Consider the following 15,873-nt stretch of genomic DNA (forward strand, 5'->3'; position numbering starts at 1 on the left):
TTTTTTCGACTTTCGGGCGCAACGTCACTGTATCGCGACACAATAGAGCCATGTCTCGAACCGTACTTGTCATCGTCATCGCCGTGGTTGCGGTATGCGTTCTCGCCGTTGCCGCCGCGCTGGCACGGCGCGCCTGGTGGCGGTGGCGTAGGGTGCAGAGACTCAACCAACGTGACGACGATCAGGTCCGGTACGCCTTCATCATCAACCCTTCGAAACCCCAGGCCGCGCGTGCACGCCTGCACATCGAGGAATTCTGCAAAGACCATGACATCGCCGAGATCGAATTCATCGAAACGACGCTTCAACGGGACGGACGCGTTTGTGCGCTGGAAGCGCTGGAACACGGCGCCAACGTCCTGGTGGCTGTGGGCGGCGACGGCACCGTGCGCACCGTGGCCAGCGCCATAAGCGGCACCGGGCACACCTTGGGCATCATCCCCATCGGCACCGGCAACCTTTTCGCCCGCAACATGGGCATCCCCGTCGACGACATCAACGCGGCACTGGCCATCGCCACCTCGCACGGCGAACGCATGGTCGACATGGGACGCATGGCGCTGCTCGACCGGCCCGACGACGACCATGCCCACGCCTTCCTCATTATCGCAGGCATCGGTTTCGACGCCGACATGATCAACGACACCGATCCGGAATTGAAGAAAAGCATCAGCTGGCTCGCCTATTTCTCCGGCGGCATGAAGCATCTGTTCGCGCCGAAATACCGCGGGGCCGTCACCATCACCAGCACTGACGGAAGCTCTCACACGGTCGGCGAGCTGCATTTCCGTACGTTCATGGCCGGCAATTGCGGCCAGATTCCCGTGTTCTCGCTGATGCCGGACGCCTCGTTCGACGACGGACTGCTGGATTTCGAAATCATCGATACTTCCGGCGGTATCCTCGGATGGATGAACCTTTTCGGCGACGTAATGCATCAGACCATCACCGGACGCGCGCAACAGAGCCCGCTTTCCACCAATTCGACCATGGACCAGATCCAGGGCATCAAGGCCGAGATCCAGCTCGAAAAGCCCGCGCTGGCTCAGGTCGACGGCGACATGCTCGGCTCGACCAGCCATATCCGTTTCAGCGTCGAGCCCAAGTCGCTGCGCGTGCGCGTCCCGGCCAAGGCCGAGCTCGAGCAGATATAAGTATCACAACTACTCTTCGACTATTTTCGCAGCCATCTCACGGTTATTTCCCGGTCATTTCCCGATTACTTCGCAATCGCTTCGGCCACTTCCCAGCCTACTTCGCGTCTGTTTCCCGCCTACTTCCCGCCTACTTTGCGTAACCGGTCAGTTCCAGCTTCTTGGAGACGTACTCGCCGATATACACGCCGCTGGTGCCGTCGTAACCCTGCTTTTTGACCTCGTCCTCAAGCCAGTCCTTGTCGTGGCCGATGGCTTCCAGCACATCCGTATCGACCTGTCCGTCGACGATCAACGGCAGGCGCAGCGTCTCGTCGCCGTAGCAGATGACGGTCAACTGGCCGTTCTGCTCGAAGTAGGCCTTCAGCACTTTGGAAATCTCGTAGACGCCCTGCGAGCGCAGCTTGAGCATCAGGTCGCTGGCCGAAACGCCCTTGCGCATGCAGGTGGCGACATCGACCTTGCCGTGCGAGATGAGCATGACGGGGCTGCCATCGATGAGTTTCTTGATTGGCCGACTGTTCTCCTTGCCGAACTTGATGAGCATGCACAAAAGCATCCACGTGATCAGCACGAAGACGAACTGGAGCACGGTGATCTGCTCGTTGTAGATCACGCCGCCGATGATGGCGCCGAGCACGTAGTTCTGGATCTGGTCCATGGCGCTGGTGGGTGCGAGGTTGGATTTGCCGAAGAGGTTGATGTGGACGATCAGGAAGGCGATGCCCACGACGAGTTTGACGATGAGTGTGGTGCTGATAAGCATGGCGGTTCCTTACTTTTCTTCTTTGACGTCGGCGAGCATGTGGGTTTCGGTGAGTTTGTAGGCGGTGTAGTCCGTGTTGAGGTTGACCGTATAGTATTTGTCGCCGATTTTGACGATGACGTCCTGGTTCAGGTATTTTGAATTGACCAGCACGTCGTTTTCGGAAACATGCCGTTCCTTGGCGACGTGCTGCACAAAACTGACCATCTGCGTGGCTTTGGCGCTGGCCGTCTCGCTCTGCTGGAACTGCGTGAAGCCGCTGCCGAGCACCAGCACCACCAGCAGCAGCGCGATGATGCCCAAGTCCCGGTATTTCGTTTTGAGCCGGTGCCGCAGATAGAGCACGAAGAACGCGACCAGCGCCACGCACAGCGCGATGATGATGACGAATCGGACGACCTGGTTGATGCCGTGCTGGTTCTGCAGGTAATTGATACCGTAAAATGTCATGGAAATGCCTCAAACGTAGGTTGACAGGTTATTTCTCCCGTTTCATCGTAAGGGCGTCGCAATACGTAGGTCGGCTTTGGCGCTGATAGAAGAATTTATATGACATTTTCCAGCCGACTGACCGCTATAGGCACCAGATCTCGCAGGATTGACCCGCTCGTTTCGCTTCGCATTTCCAGCCATCAACGCACTATCGTGTTTCAACGCGTCTCAGCTGCTGCAACACAAAACTGTGCGAAAAGTGCACTTTAGCCCCCGTTTAAACGCACTTTTTTGACGGCACCGTGAGAAAAATGCATATTGGACTTTTCCAAATGCACTTTTTTGACGCTAGCGTTAAGAAAGTGCATATTGACGCATGTAAAACGCACTTTTTATACATCAGATATCTCAGTTCGCACAATCGCCTTGTGCGATTGGTTGTGACAGCGCACAAATTTCGCGCTTTCGCCGCGCGACTGTGGCACAATGGAAGCATGGTTGCAAATAATGCGGGCAAACCCGCCACACAAGCCGACCTCATCGACGTCAACGAGGTCATCGGCAAATATTATGACGCCATCCCCGACCCCGCCGATCCGGCACAGCGCGTCTCGTTCGGCACTTCCGGGCACCGCGGCTCGTCGCTGAAGACCTCGTTCAACGAGGCGCATATCGTCTCGATCAGCCAGGCCATCGCCGAATATCGCAAGAAGGCCAACGTCACCGGGCCGCTCTATCTCGGCCGCGACACGCATGCGCTTTCCGGCCCCGCGATGAAGACAGCCATCGAAGTGCTCGTCGCCAACGGCGTGACCGTGCGCATCGACTCGCGCGATGACTTCGTGCCCACTCCGGTCGTCTCGCACGCCATCCTCACCCACAACCGCGCCGCCGACGGCTCACAGCGCTTCGAAGGCGAGGGCCTGGCCGACGGCATTGTGGTGACCCCTTCGCACAACCCGCCCACCGACGGCGGTTTCAAGTACGATCCGGTCACCGGCGGTCCGGCCCCTGCCGAAGCGACCGAAGCCATCGCCAACCGCGCCAACGAGCTCTTAGGCCACTTCCGTGATGTCAAGCGTGTGCCCTACGACGAGGCCATCAAGTCCCCGCTGGTCGAACGCTTCGACTACCGCGACCACTACGTGAGCGACCTGAGCGACGTCATCGACTTCGACGCCATTCGTTCCTCCGGCGTGAGGCTCGGCATCGACCCGCTGGGCGGCGCTTCCGTGAATTACTGGCCGCTAATCAATGAAAAGTATGGCCTCAGTATCGGCGTGGTGCGCCCCGAGGTCGACCCGACCTGGCGATTCATGACCATCGACCACGACGGCAAGATCCGTATGGACCCCAGCTCGCAGTATGCGATGAAGGGGCTGGTCGACGAGCTCAACGCCGGAGCGTGGAGCAAGTACGACCTGGTGGGCGGCACCGACCCCGACGCCGACCGCCACGGCATCGTCTGCCCTGACTGGGGGGTCATGAACCCGAACCACTACCTCGCCGTGTGCATCGAATATCTCTTCGGCGGGGCTCGCCCGGGCTGGCCCAACGGCACAGGCATCGGCAAGACGCTCGTCTCCTCCTCCCTGATCGACCGCGTGGCCGCCTCCATCAGCGCCAAGCTGGTCGAGGTGCCGGTCGGCTTCAAGTGGTTCGTCGACCCGCTCTTCACCGGCGAGGTCGCGTTCGGCGGCGAGGAAAGCAGCGGCATGAGCTTCCTGCGCCGCGACGGCCACGTGTGGACCACCGACAAGGACGGCATCATCCCCGACCTGCTGGCCGCGGAGATCACCGCCAAGACCGGCAAGAACCCGGCGCAACTGCATCAGGAGCAGGTCGCCAAATTCGGCGAAAGCTGGTACAAGCGCGTCGATACACCGACCACACTCGAGCAGAAGCAGAAGTTCGCGGATCTCACCCCCGATGCGGTCTCGGCGACCACCCTGGCCGGCGAGGACATCACCGCCAAACTCACGCGCGCGCCCGGCAACGATGCTCCTATCGGCGGCATCAAGGTGACCACCAAGAACAACTGGTTCGCCGCCCGCCCCTCCGGCACTGAGAACATCTACAAGATCTACGCCGAGTCGTTCGTCTCCCCCGAGGCGCTCGACCAGGTCCTCGCCGAGGCCACCGATGTGGTCGACAAGGCGTTGGACGAATAACCAATAGCACAAAGGTCGGCCGACAGGAAAGTTGAAACAGCGCAATCAAGCGGTTTCAAAAATCCTACCGACCGACCTTTGTGTTTTCGCCGCCGGCACGTAACCTTGGAAACATGACTATTACGGTTTCTACGGACGGCAGCGCGCTGGGCAACCCCAACGGGCCGATGGGATGGGCTTGGGCGGACCATGTGGCGAATGCTGCACGGACCGACGGCCACCAGCACGACGGCGACAGCGACGCGGGCGGCGCCACCAACGGCACCAACCAGATCGGAGAGCTCTGCGCGGTGCTCGAGGCATTGCGGGCGCACCGTGGCGCTGAACCGCTGACCATCGAAACCGACTCGCAGTACGCCATCAATTGCTCGACCACCTGGGTCAAGGGATGGAAGAAGAACGGCTGGAAGAACTCGCAGCACAAGCCCGTGAAGAACGCCCCGCTGATCAAGGCCATCGACGCGGAAATCGCCGCCCGGCCCGGCCCGGTGAAGTTCGTCTGGGTCAAGGGACACAACGGCAATCCAGGCAATGAAAAAGTAGACGACCTGGCCCACACCTACTCCGGCGACGCGCGCAGCGGGGTCAAGGACGGTTACCTGCCGCTGGAAGGCTGGCAGTCGCTGCTCGCCTCGGCCTATGCCAAGGGCGTGGATATTCCCGCCGACGCACGCATGCTTATCGACGGCAAAATCACCGAGGAACAGTATCATCTCGGACGCGGCACACAGTCGGGCGGCGGGCTTGATGACGGAAACGAGGACGGTTCCGAGGATAGCGACAGCCAGAACGCAGAGAACGAAAACACGACCGGTCAGACTGACGTTTCGGCTTCCCACAAACCGACACTCGCCGAACGACTTGCTCAGCCCGAAGGCGTGCCCGAGTACGATTTCAGCGGGCGCAAGCCGGTAGTCGCGCATCATCGAGCGGCCGAGAACGACGAAACGGCGGATGAAAACGTCCGTCACGACGAAGACGAAGAGAAGCCGGATACGATCGGCCGAACCGTACGTTCTCATCCCAATTTCAGCGGTTCGCCTGTAGGAGACGACGTCACCATTCCTGCTGACCGGAGCGAGACCCCCACCGAAACCGAGTTGCCGGTCTCGGATGAGACGGACGAATCCGGTGAACCTGCTGAAGCGGGCAACTCCGCAGCAGCTGGCGAGGCCGAACGCTCAGCTGAAACGAATACATCTCCAGTATCCGAGAACACCGATGCCAACGGCACTGGCGGCGACGATAAAGCCAACAATAACGATGACGCCGACAATCACGACATCACCAATAATCACGATGACACCGATGACAGATTGAACGGCACTAGTGACGACGCCGACAACGGCCACAAATCCGACGATACCGACACAGACGACGAAAGCCATATCGACGCCACCGCCATTGAAAACGATGATGACGACACCGACACCGATGACGACACGAACGCCGATGCTGGTGTCAGTGCGGGCGCCAACGCCGATAACGATACCGTTGATATCGTCACCAACGACGATGCCGCCGCGGTCGAAAACGACGAGAGCAGCGACACGCCACGCGCCACCGGTTCCAGCCCGAAGCCGGAAACGAATCCGGAACCTCGATATATCCACAACGGGCTGAGCGTGAACGGCACGTTGCGTTTTTCGCCGGCACCGCAGACCAGCCCGACATACAACGGTCGGCCGCGACACATCCGCGGCATTATCGCCATCGACGGATATGTGGCCGGAGATGGCACCATCGTACTGAATAATGTTCCGTTCCTCATCGCCAACGAGAAACACAAAAAGTAACAGAAACAAACAAAACATGAACACAAATAAAAGTATCGGAACACCGATACTATGGACAGTGACGCTCGTCACTATATGACTGAGCTGGCCTGTTAAAAGGAGTATCAATGGATAAGGAACAACAAGACGCGCTTAAGAAGGCAGCTGGCATCGAGGGGGCCAAGTTTATCAAGGACGGCATGATCGCGGGCCTCGGCACCGGCTCGACCGTGCGGTTCCTGGTCGACGAGCTCGGCCGTCGCACCCAGGAGGAAGGCCTCAAGTTCACGGGCGTGACGACTTCGCGTCGCACCGCCAAGCAGGCCGAGGGCTACGGCATCAAGATCGTCGACATCGACGACGTGGACCATATCGATCTCGCCATCGACGGCGCCGATGAGGTCGACAAGAACTTCAACGGCATCAAGGGCGGCGGCGCGGCCCTGCTCTGGGAGAAGATCGTCAACGAGAACGCCAACTACAACATCTGGATCGTCGACGCCTCCAAGGTGGTCGATACCATCGGCGCGTTCCCGCTGCCCGTCGAGGTCATCCCCTACGGCTCCGCCCACGTCATCAAGAAGTTCGAGGACAAGGGCTACAAGCCGACCCTGCGCAAGAACGCCGACGGCACCGAGGTGCGCACCGACGAGAACAACTACGTCGTCGACCTGCATCTCGAGCGCATCGACCACCCGCAGGATCTCGCCGAAGACCTCATCAACACGGTCGGCGTGGTGGAGCATGGCCTCTTCCTCAACCGCGTGGACAAGGTCATCGTCGGCAACCCGAACGGCCCGCGCGTGCTGACCGTTTCCGAGAACTGATTCCGGGCCCGGATTTTAGCAAATAAAAAATTGCGCCATATTTGCGCCGCTAATTGCTTGTAAGCGGCTCGAATATGGCGCAATTCCATGTTTGCGCTACTTGAGCGCTTCGACCGCCTTGCGAGCGGCGTCGTAATCCGGCTCGGTGCCGATTTCCGGAACCTGCTGCGTGTAGGCGACCTTGCCGTCACGGTCGACGACAACCACGGCGCGTGAAAGCAGTCCCTTCATGCCACCGTCGGCGATGGTCACTCCGTAATCCTCACCGAACGAGGAACGGAACGCAGAACCGGTGACGACGTTCTTGATGCCCTCCGCCCCGCAGAAACGGCCTTGCGCGAACGGCAGATCCTTGGAAACGCAGACCACGACGGTGTCTTCGAGCTCGTCGGCCATCTGATTGAACTTGCGCACCGACATCGAGCAGACGTCCGTGTCGACGGACGGGAAGATGTTGATGACAACCTTCTTGCCCGCGAATTTCGACGAGTCGAAGTCGTTGAGATCGCCATCAGCGAGCGTGAAAGCCGGAGCTGCAGAGCCGACGGCGGGGAGATTTCCTACGGTATTGGTGGCCACGCCACCCAAAGTAATTTGTGCCATACCTCATGATTTCACGAAACGCGCCGATGCGCCAGCGTTTTACGCTACCTGATAGCAATTCACGCGCTTTGGCGCAAACAATCCGGCCATATCGGGAAACGGAAACGCAGCGAGACATAAACGCAGCGAAACGGGACGCACATAAACAACAAAAAGGCTCGGAACCTTGCGATCCCGAACCTTGGTAAAAAGCTTTATTACTACTTGCGCTGATGACGAGTCTTACGCAGCAGTTTGCGGTGCTTCTTCTTGCTCATCCGCTTGCGGCGCTTCTTGATGACAGAACCCATCTGAAGCCTCCAATCCTTGACTATAAGTTTGCAACTTTACCTATGTTACTCGCTCTTGCCGACTTAAAACGCTGTTGTTCCCATTTCCACCAGACCAGCGCAAATCACACAACGAACGCGTCACCTCAGCATTGCCTCGATCCATTAAACACGAACGCCGGGAGATTCGACCTAGAGCGGGAATTTCGAATAGAAGCGCTGGATCGAATCCTTGGGACCCGTGGCCTGAAAGACGACGGTATCGTTCTGCCAGACCGCCGTAGCCGTCTTACCCTTGTCTCCATTGGATTTCACCACGTATTTGCCCGTGGCATTGCCGGAAACCTTGACGTCGCCACTGGCCACATCCGTACCTTTGAGCGCGCCGACCAGCGTGTCATATTGCGTTTTCGCCGTATCGTTGCCGGACCATTGCGCCACCACAAGCGTGACGTCCTTGGCTATGTTTCCTGTCGAATACGTGAGCGTGTATTCCTCCAGCGGGGAGGCGGACGTCCAGTTTGCGCTGGGAGCGGCTTCCGTACGCGCGAAATTGACAACCGTGTCGGGCATCACCTTCAGCAGAGGCGTGGCGTCCTGCGGCAGCTCCTTGGCCTTGATGCTTGGCGTGGTGGGCTGGGGCTTGGCGGATGTCGTCTGCTGTTGCTTTTGTTCTTCGCTGGCGCTTTTGTTCATCGCCCAGCCCGGCCATACGAACGCGGAAAGCAGGGCAAGGACGATTACCACCGCAGCCGCAATCACGACGGCGATCAATTTGCCATGAGAAGAAGAGGAATTCCTTTGTTGAGTCGACATAGCCGCAATTATTTCACATCGGGCTGACGCTGGCCAATTGGGGAAATTCAATAACAATGTCGACTTCACGACACAACTTCAGCCGTCAATCTCCATCCAATTCCCGTATTTTCATATTCTTGGTGGCACCAAGAAGGGCAAAAATCAAAGAATTGATATGAATTCTGTATTTTTTGGGGTACTTGGTGCACCAAGAGGGCTAAAAAATGAAGAATCGGCACTCAATTGCCTCGATTCCGCGGACTTGGTGCACCAAGATACCTATTATTCCGCAATATAACGGTTTCAGGACTCTCATGTTTGGTCGGTGAAAGAATCATTGACGGGGAATTGAACATTCTCCTGATTTCATGATTTCATGATTTCCCGATTTCCTGATTTCCCGATTTCATGATTTTCCTCCGACTGACTTGCCCTTGTCGGCAAAATTGGCTAGCGTCGGCATCATGGCAAAGAATGCGACACAGTATGTCTGCTCGGAGTGCGGATGGAACGGCGTGAAATGGTACGGGCGCTGCCCAGAATGCGGCGCGTGGGGCACCATCGAGGAATTCCACGAGGCACGTCCGGCCGCCGCATCACGCACGGCCGCGCCAGGACGGACCTCGCGCACGCAGGCCAGTTCCGCGGTCATCGCGGGCAGCGCCGCGGCCAAGCCAATCACCGAAATCTCCACCGATGGAGTGAAGCGTATCCCCACCGGCTTCGGCGAGTTCGACCGGGTGCTCGGCGGCGGCATCGTGCCGGGCTCGGTCGTGTTGGTCGCCGGCGAACCGGGCATCGGCAAATCGACGCTGCTGCTGGAAACCGCGGGAAACGTGGCACGCGGCAACGCCAAGAAATCCGTCCTGTATATTTCGGGCGAGGAATCGCAGGCGCAGGTGCGTATGCGGGCCTCCCGCATCAACGCGCTCGAAAGCAACCTGCTGCTGGCCGCCACCACCGACCTGGCCACAGTGCTAGGGCTGATCGAGCAGGAGAAGCCAAGCCTCGCCATCGTGGATTCGGCGCAGACCATCGTCTCGCAGGACGTCGATGGCATCTCCGGCGGCTCCACGCAGGTGCGCGAGGTGGCCAGCGCCCTGATCGACACCGCCAAAACGCTTGATATCCCGGTGATGTTGGTCGGCCACGTCACCAAGGACGGCTCCATCGCCGGTCCGCGCACGCTCGAGCACCTGGTCGACGTGGTCTGCCAGTTCGAGGGTGATCGCGTCACCGCACTGCGTATGTTGCACGCCGCCAAGAACCGTTTCGGCCCGACCGACGAGGTGGGCTGTTTCGACATGAGCGGCGAAGGCATCGAAGAGGTCAGCGATCCCTCCGGCCTGTTCCTTTCCACCGAAGATGCACCGGTCGAGGGCACCTGCGTCACGTTCACGCTCGACGGTCACCGCAGTCTGCCGATCGAGGTGCAGGCATTGGTCACCAAATCCGTTTTGCCTACGCCCCGCCGCAACACCAACGGCATCGATTCGAATCGCCTGGCCATGCTTTCGGCGGTGCTGTACCGTCACGGGCGCGTGAATCTTCTGGCCAATGACCTCTACGTTTCCACCATTGCCGGCGGCCTGGCCAAGGAACCGGCCTGCGATCTCGCCATCGTCGCCGCATTGGCGAGCGCCGCCACCAGCAAACCCATCGCCCGTACCACCTGCGCGATGGGCGAGATCAGCCTCACCGGCCAGGTGCGTCCCGTCCCCCAGCTGAGCCATCGCCTCAACGAGGCCGCACGCCTGGGCTTCACCCGCGCCGTAGTCCCCACCAACCGCAGCCGTCGCAAACTCAAAGCCGTCAAAGGCTTGGAAATCATCGAGGTCTCGTCCCTGCGCGACGCGCTTGAGGCACTGAGCGTTTCGAAAGGGAGATAGTGCTTTAATCGTCATCAAAACACGAGATTGTAGGTAGGAAAACATTCAAGCTTTTTGACCTACAATCTCATATAACCGAGAAGTCATTTAAATGACTTCTCAAATCGATAAACCGAACATATTACCAATCACGACTTATCATTTCTGACATAATCATTACATTACTCCCTCAGCTTTCGTCACTCACGGAATCATAAGACGAACAGATTGCCGAAATCAGTGCCGCGATGACAAGGATGATGACACCCACGCAAAGAAGCCGGCGCAGACGATGGCCTCGATGCGGTACCGGCATGACCTCACTCAAACTCGACCATGAATTCATGTTCCATATCGAACCCGTGTTGGTGCCCGCAGGCTCACCCGGTTGCGCGTCCGCAACGGTTGTCGCCGTCTTCTGCACGCCGTGCTGTGCCAGCCGAGAGACCGGCGAGGAAATGTTGACGCCACTCATGCAGATTCACCGACGCATTGATAGGAAACGTGCTGCGCCACCAATGGCGCTTCAAGGGTTGGTATCATCTTCGTTCTCCTTTGACCGGCATAATTGCCACCGACAATGCCGTTTACGTTTCCACCCTACGGGCCGAAATCCGAAAACCGTATCGGTGAACACCCTGAAACATCCCTGATTTATCAACCCTGAAAGCCCTGAGTATGAGCGACTCCAGTCAAGGAAAGTACAAGCCGGAAAATGGATTTCTCTCAATAACGTATTTCTAAACCCGTCAACTAAAACTTCGCATCAAAGAATCTCATCTGCAGCCGATTCCCAAGGAATTGGTAGAATGAACCCGGCAGGAAACATAATGTCGGCAAAAGCCGGGTCTGTGTTTTCGAGAACATTCATTATGGGAGGGGAGACAACGATGAGCGTTGCATTTGAGAATATGAGCGAGTATGCACAGCACATGGTCAAGACGCTGGGTCTTGAGGCGCATCCCGAGGGCGGCTGGTACCGTCAGACCTGGCTGAGCCTGCAGGCCGCGGCCGGTACGGCAACGAAGCAGGCCGCACAGCGCGGCGAAGAGCTGCGCACTACCGGCACCGGCAATGCCGCAGCTTCGGCAGGTTCCGTCACAACCGACGTGGCGTATTCGGCTGAGAGCTACGCCGCCACCGCCGCCGATCTGAAATCGATGAAAGCGACCGAAGGCCGGCCGCTGGCCTCACTGATCTACTTCCTTTTGGCACAGGGCGATGCGAGCGCCTGGCACAAGGTGGACGCCACGGAAATCTGGCTTTGGCACGGACCGGCCACCGTCGGCCTTGAACTGGGCGGATATGGCGACGCACCGGCCGACGAATCCGGACGCACACTCTACACGCTCGGACAGGGACTTGCCTCGGCCGATGTGGATACGTCATCGACGCCGGTAGGCCAAGTGGTCATACCCGAAGGCTGCTGGCAACGCACCGTGCCCGGCAAGGGCGACGCTCTGGTCTCCTGTGTGGTGAGCCCTGGCTTCACCTTTGACGGCTTCACGCTGGAATAGGACAATCCTGGTTTCAGTCTCATCACGTCCGAACGACAGAACACCAAGTCGCACAACGGCGACGGCACAACAACGAAGCATCAAAGAGGGTCCCTGCCTAAAATCTGCAGAGACCCTCTTTTACGGCCTATCTATACAAGCCAAACCCGCTATGACACGTAACAACCAAGCATTCATATAAGCGGGACACACCGGTTTACGGTCTACGGTCTACAGTCTACAGTCTACGGTCTACGGTCTACTCTCGATCGCGACGCCCGAATCCGTTCATCAAACAGCCAATAACAATCCAGCCAACACCGGTCTCACTTCGCGTCAACAATCTCCAGCGTCTGATCGGCGTAGTCCTTCAGTGCGACCTTGAGCTCGTCGGTGCCGTCGAACTTGACCTGGCCGCGCAGGAATTGCGTGAATTCAACGCGCACCTTGTGGTCGTAAAGATCCAGCCAATCGTCGGTGACACAATACGGCTCGATGACCCGCTCGTTGATGCCGGTCTCGTCGCTATACGTAGGCTTGGTCCCGATGGAAATCGCGGCAGGCCAACGCCACGGCGAACCCTTGGCCATACGCATCTGCGCCGAGGGAGATGCCAGATTCGCGGCGTTCACACCGCTGGACGCAGTGCTTTGTGCGGCGTTGTTCGCGCTGCTAGCGGCAGTACCGCCATCAGAAGTACCGCCATCGTTATTCGCATCATCGTCAATCGGCCCCAAATCGACCAGCCAACCGGCGTACACCCCGTCGACGGGCACATAGCCTTCGACTCTCTGCGCCAGATTCGCGGTCGGGAAGCCGATCTCGCGCCCACGCTGCTCGCCGTGCACCACAGCGCCTTCGACCGCATGGTCGCGCCCCAGAATCTCAGAGGCGGCCTTCACACACCCCTGCGAAAGCAGATAGCGCACGTTCGACGAGCTCCAGACGCGCACCTTGCGGCAATTGTTCTGCTTGCTCCACCCGCGCAGTTCGGCCTTGTTCATGGCTTCTCGCGGGTCTTGCGGCTCGCCGGTGCCTTCCGGCATCTTCGGCTCGAAATGCGACGGCACCCACGTATAGCCGGGCCCCAGATCGTCGACCACGTCGAGCTCGAAGACGCGCGTGGCCTCGCAAAGCTCCTGAATGGCCTTGATATCGCCCTTGCGGTTCGCACCCATTGCCGCGTCCTGGCCGAGCACGAGCGTACGCATGCCCAGCTTGCCGACCATCTGGCCCAGGAAGAAACGGAACGATTTGGCCGCAAACGCCATTGTATAGTGCAGCACCAGCACGCGGTCCACCCCAAGTTCGTCCATGACCCGCGCCCGCTGCTCGACCGAACTCAGAGCCTGCGTGTCCACGAAATCCACCGGCAAGTCCATGCCGTCGTGCTCGTTGGCATAGGTATGCGCAAGCGCCGGCCGCGGATCGAGAATCATCGCTACGGACAGGGAATCGGTCTTTTTCGCCAGCTCCACCACGCGGCGCACAACGGCCTGATGCCCTTTGTGCATGCCGTCGAACACGCCAATCGTCATCACTACGCGCTTGTGCGAACTCAGGGTGGGCCAATCCACCAATCCGTTATCGTCGGGTGTCAACCTGGTGATTTTCATCAAAATCCTTTGTCTTGTCTGCCGCAAGCCATCTTATCAGCCAAGCCGCCTGCGCGAAAGCCCCTTTTCTTTTGAGCCTTCACACAGTTGGCGGGAAAACCACTACGGACTTGAGCTCATGGGCATTGGCCGGTTCCACGATGCCTACAATCTCACCGGTTTGCGGCAGAAATACCGCAGCGATGGTATTCGTCTCGTTGCTTCTGTCGTTTTGGGCACAAGAATCGGCGCCGGAGAGCGTATTGGAGTCTGCATTGTCCGCCATCGGCATCGGCAGTCTGCGACCGAAACGCAGGTTCCGGGCGTCGGCATCGGTGATGGGAACGGTTGGCATCGTACGCTGCGCGGCCTCAAGCATGGTCAGGGAGCGGCGTTTGAGTTCGTCTGCGTCGACATCCAGCACGGCCTTGTTCAACGTCAGGGTAACGCCTTCACGATTGGTGAAGGTATGCGGCTTGGCGTGGGCGGTGACCACGCGTTGTGCCAGTTGCGGATCCGCCAAGTCAAATCTGCCGACCCGCGTACGCCGCAGCCTTGTCAGGTAACCGCCGACGCCCAGAAGCTGGCCCAGATCACGGCCCAGCGAACGGATGTACGTGCCCGTCGAGCAGCTGATGCGTACGTCCACGTCCACGACAGAGATCGCTGCCCGCTCATTCTCGTTACTTGCAGAATCGGGCGCATCGGTTTGCGCGATTGGAGACGGAGTCGCCATCTCAACTGGCTTCGTTTCTCCCATTGCATCGGTGGTTTCCGCTGATCCATCTGCCATTTCGGCATTTGTCGCGGCTCCCGTCGGCCCATTGGCTGTTTCGGTATCCGTCTGTGTTCCCGACTTTTCCCCGACTTTCTTGGGGTTCACAATTTCGGCGTTGCGAGCGCCAAGCACGGTGAATTCGCTGATGGTGACCGGACGTGCGGCAAGTTCCACGGCCTTACCCTGACGGGCCAGCTCGTATGCGTGACGGCCGTTGACGCGAACGGCGGAATAGGAACTCGGCACCTGCTCGATATCACCGGTCAGATGCTCGTTGATGGCCTGCTTGATCTGTTGAAGTGTCAGTATACGGATTTTGTCGTGTCCGTCAGTACAAGACGTTCCACCATCAAAAACCTGTAGCAAGTCGTCGGCCTTTTCGATATCCGAAGAAGTCTTGGACAAGCTTCCATCGGCGTCGCGATCTCCATCCGACACGGCTACGATATTGCTTTCCCTATGCATATTCACGCCGCTATCGGTGGCATCATCATCCGATTCCGCCGGTATGGCCTGCACGGTTTCGTTTCGAGAATCATCGGCCAGTTTCACGGGGGCAACCGTCGTGATGTCGCCTTCGGAATCGTCGGTGGTGCTGGTCTGGCCGAGCCGGATGGTCGCCTCGTAGGTCTTGGTGTGGTCGACGATATAGTTCAACAGCCGCGTGCCGTGGCCAAAACCGATGACCAATACGCCCGAGGCCTGCGGATCGAGCGTGCCCGCGTGGCCGACGCGACGCATGTGCAGTTCCCCGCGTACGGCCGCCACCACGTCGTGGCTGGTCACGCCAAGCGGTTTGTCGACCACCAGAAGCCCGGAAAGTTCCGGCTGCTTATTCTTCTTCGACACCATCATCCTCAAAGTCGGCGGCGGTCTTCTTCTTGCGCGGCTCGACGTACGGATTCGCCTCGCCAGCATATTGCGCGGTCTCGCGGGCCTTGTCGAGCTCCTCGTCTCGCCTATGGGCGGTGACCAGAATGTCCTCGATCTCGTGCGCCTCGCTCGGCACCTCGTCATAGATGAACTGCAGCTGCGGAGTCAGCCGCAACCCGGCCTTGGCGCCCACCAGCGAACGGAGCCTGCCGGTGGCCTGCTTCAGCGCTTGCTCGGCACGCTTGCGCTCCCCTTGCGCCTTGCCCTCCTGGCCGAGCTGGGTCCAGTAGACGCGCGCGATCTGAAGGTCGCCGGTAACGCGCACATCGGTGATGGTGACGCCATTGAGGCGCTTGTCATGCAATGTGCGTTCCATCGACGAGGCGATAACGCGCTGAATCAACGCCGCGATACGCGCGGCCCGTGGATTGGTTGTTGCCATAACGTTTCCTTTTATTACTTACTCTG

General features: G+C 58.9%; 13 protein-coding genes and 2 pseudogenes. 6 read left to right on the forward strand and 9 right to left on the reverse strand.

Annotated elements, in window-relative coordinates:
• Nucleotides 1-50 precede the first annotated feature (50 nt).
• Nucleotides 51-1,154 carry a diacylglycerol kinase family protein gene (locus OZX71_RS06595; RefSeq protein WP_277159769.1) on the forward strand — a complete coding sequence of 368 codons (1,104 nt, stop codon included), beginning with the start codon at nucleotides 51-53 and terminating at the stop codon, nucleotides 1,152-1,154.
• A gap of 130 nt (nucleotides 1,155-1,284) precedes the next feature.
• Here OZX71_RS06595 and OZX71_RS06600 read toward each other — a convergent pair whose 3' ends face one another.
• Both OZX71_RS06600 and OZX71_RS06605 read right to left on the reverse strand, forming a co-directional pair.
• The gene (locus OZX71_RS06600; protein ID WP_277146334.1) at nucleotides 1,285-1,920 is read right to left on the reverse strand and encodes a DUF421 domain-containing protein; all 636 of its coding nucleotides are present in this window, start codon (nucleotides 1,918-1,920) and stop codon (nucleotides 1,285-1,287) included.
• Nucleotides 1,921-1,929: 9 nt separating this feature from the next.
• Complete coding sequence (locus OZX71_RS06605; protein WP_277159770.1) at nucleotides 1,930-2,370, reverse strand: DUF3290 domain-containing protein; 441 nt, start codon at nucleotides 2,368-2,370, stop codon at nucleotides 1,930-1,932.
• 476 nt (nucleotides 2,371-2,846) lie between these two features.
• Between OZX71_RS06605 and pgm the strand changes: the two genes are divergently transcribed.
• The 3 genes and pseudogenes from pgm (at nucleotide 2,847) to rpiA (ending at nucleotide 7,125) form a co-directional block, all read left to right on the forward strand.
• Nucleotides 2,847-4,523: a phosphoglucomutase (alpha-D-glucose-1,6-bisphosphate-dependent) gene (pgm, locus tag OZX71_RS06610; protein WP_277159771.1), complete on the forward strand. Its 1,677-nt coding sequence runs from the start codon at nucleotides 2,847-2,849 to the stop codon at nucleotides 4,521-4,523.
• A 113-nt stretch (nucleotides 4,524-4,636) separates the two neighbouring features.
• Nucleotides 4,637-5,245 (forward strand): annotated as a pseudogene (locus OZX71_RS06615) (ribonuclease H); the annotation flags it as partial.
• 1,181 nt (nucleotides 5,246-6,426) lie between these two features.
• Nucleotides 6,427-7,125: a ribose-5-phosphate isomerase RpiA gene (gene rpiA / locus OZX71_RS06620; protein ID WP_277159772.1), complete on the forward strand. Its 699-nt coding sequence runs from the start codon at nucleotides 6,427-6,429 to the stop codon at nucleotides 7,123-7,125.
• 96 nt (nucleotides 7,126-7,221) lie between these two features.
• Here rpiA and tpx read toward each other — a convergent pair whose 3' ends face one another.
• From tpx to OZX71_RS06635, 3 genes are all read right to left on the reverse strand, one after another.
• Entirely contained in the window at nucleotides 7,222-7,728 is a 507-nt protein-coding gene (tpx, locus tag OZX71_RS06625; RefSeq protein WP_277146328.1) for a thiol peroxidase, read from the reverse strand.
• A 200-nt stretch (nucleotides 7,729-7,928) separates the two neighbouring features.
• Entirely contained in the window at nucleotides 7,929-8,018 is a 90-nt protein-coding gene (locus OZX71_RS06630) for an AURKAIP1/COX24 domain-containing protein (protein ID WP_004268639.1), read from the reverse strand.
• A 171-nt stretch (nucleotides 8,019-8,189) separates the two neighbouring features.
• Nucleotides 8,190-8,813: a hypothetical protein gene (locus OZX71_RS06635; RefSeq protein WP_277159773.1), complete on the reverse strand. Its 624-nt coding sequence runs from the start codon at nucleotides 8,811-8,813 to the stop codon at nucleotides 8,190-8,192.
• Between the two features lie 446 nt (nucleotides 8,814-9,259).
• Here OZX71_RS06635 and radA point away from each other — a divergent pair, with 446 nt between their 5' ends.
• Nucleotides 9,260-10,684: a DNA repair protein RadA gene (radA, locus tag OZX71_RS06640; RefSeq protein ID WP_277159774.1), complete on the forward strand. Its 1,425-nt coding sequence runs from the start codon at nucleotides 9,260-9,262 to the stop codon at nucleotides 10,682-10,684.
• A 169-nt stretch (nucleotides 10,685-10,853) separates the two neighbouring features.
• Here radA and OZX71_RS06645 read toward each other — a convergent pair whose 3' ends face one another.
• On the reverse strand, nucleotides 10,854-11,138 hold the full coding sequence (locus OZX71_RS06645; protein ID WP_277159775.1) for a hypothetical protein: 285 nt from the start codon (nucleotides 11,136-11,138) through the stop codon (nucleotides 10,854-10,856).
• A gap of 415 nt (nucleotides 11,139-11,553) precedes the next feature.
• Here OZX71_RS06645 and OZX71_RS06650 point away from each other — a divergent pair, with 415 nt between their 5' ends.
• A complete protein-coding gene (locus OZX71_RS06650; RefSeq protein WP_277159776.1) occupies nucleotides 11,554-12,180 on the forward strand; it encodes a cupin domain-containing protein in 627 nt (208 codons plus the stop codon).
• A gap of 305 nt (nucleotides 12,181-12,485) precedes the next feature.
• Here OZX71_RS06650 and OZX71_RS06655 read toward each other — a convergent pair whose 3' ends face one another.
• The 3 genes and pseudogenes from OZX71_RS06655 to rbfA form a co-directional block, all read right to left on the reverse strand.
• Nucleotides 12,486-13,775, reverse strand: a complete 1,290-nt coding sequence (locus tag OZX71_RS06655) for a riboflavin kinase (RefSeq protein WP_277159777.1) — start codon at nucleotides 13,773-13,775, stop codon at nucleotides 12,486-12,488.
• A 502-nt stretch (nucleotides 13,776-14,277) separates the two neighbouring features.
• Nucleotides 14,278-15,387: pseudogene (locus tag OZX71_RS08710) on the reverse strand (hypothetical protein); the annotation flags it as partial.
• Nucleotides 15,365-15,847, reverse strand: coding sequence for a 30S ribosome-binding factor RbfA (gene rbfA / locus OZX71_RS06670; RefSeq protein ID WP_277146319.1), 483 nt, complete (start codon nucleotides 15,845-15,847; stop codon nucleotides 15,365-15,367). The gene rbfA and the pseudogene OZX71_RS08710, both read right to left, overlap by 23 nt.
• Nucleotides 15,848-15,873 lie beyond the last annotated feature (26 nt).

The sequence above is a fragment of the Bifidobacterium sp. ESL0764 genome (genome assembly GCF_029395515.1).
In the GTDB taxonomy this organism is placed as follows: Bacteria; Actinomycetota; Actinomycetes; order Actinomycetales; family Bifidobacteriaceae; genus Bifidobacterium.

What these genes read in the sequence shown, in the direction of transcription:
- OZX71_RS06595 (WP_277159769.1), top strand. Translation starts at nt 51, where the DNA reads ATGTCTCGAACCGTACTTGTCATCGTCATCGCCGTGGTTGCGGTATGC.
- OZX71_RS06600 (WP_277146334.1), bottom strand. Translation starts at nt 1,920, where the DNA reads ATGCTTATCAGCACCACACTCATCGTCAAACTCGTCGTGGGCATCGCC.
- OZX71_RS06605 (WP_277159770.1), bottom strand. Translation starts at nt 2,370, where the DNA reads ATGACATTTTACGGTATCAATTACCTGCAGAACCAGCACGGCATCAAC.
- pgm (WP_277159771.1), top strand. Translation starts at nt 2,847, where the DNA reads ATGGTTGCAAATAATGCGGGCAAACCCGCCACACAAGCCGACCTCATC.
- rpiA (WP_277159772.1), top strand. Translation starts at nt 6,427, where the DNA reads ATGGATAAGGAACAACAAGACGCGCTTAAGAAGGCAGCTGGCATCGAG.
- tpx (WP_277146328.1), bottom strand. Translation starts at nt 7,728, where the DNA reads ATGGCACAAATTACTTTGGGTGGCGTGGCCACCAATACCGTAGGAAAT.
- OZX71_RS06630 (WP_004268639.1), bottom strand. Translation starts at nt 8,018, where the DNA reads ATGGGTTCTGTCATCAAGAAGCGCCGCAAGCGGATGAGCAAGAAGAAG.
- OZX71_RS06635 (WP_277159773.1), bottom strand. Translation starts at nt 8,813, where the DNA reads ATGTCGACTCAACAAAGGAATTCCTCTTCTTCTCATGGCAAATTGATC.
- radA (WP_277159774.1), top strand. Translation starts at nt 9,260, where the DNA reads ATGGCAAAGAATGCGACACAGTATGTCTGCTCGGAGTGCGGATGGAAC.
- OZX71_RS06645 (WP_277159775.1), bottom strand. Translation starts at nt 11,138, where the DNA reads ATGAGTGGCGTCAACATTTCCTCGCCGGTCTCTCGGCTGGCACAGCAC.
- OZX71_RS06650 (WP_277159776.1), top strand. Translation starts at nt 11,554, where the DNA reads ATGAGCGTTGCATTTGAGAATATGAGCGAGTATGCACAGCACATGGTC.
- OZX71_RS06655 (WP_277159777.1), bottom strand. Translation starts at nt 13,775, where the DNA reads ATGAAAATCACCAGGTTGACACCCGACGATAACGGATTGGTGGATTGG.
- rbfA (WP_277146319.1), bottom strand. Translation starts at nt 15,847, where the DNA reads ATGGCAACAACCAATCCACGGGCCGCGCGTATCGCGGCGTTGATTCAG.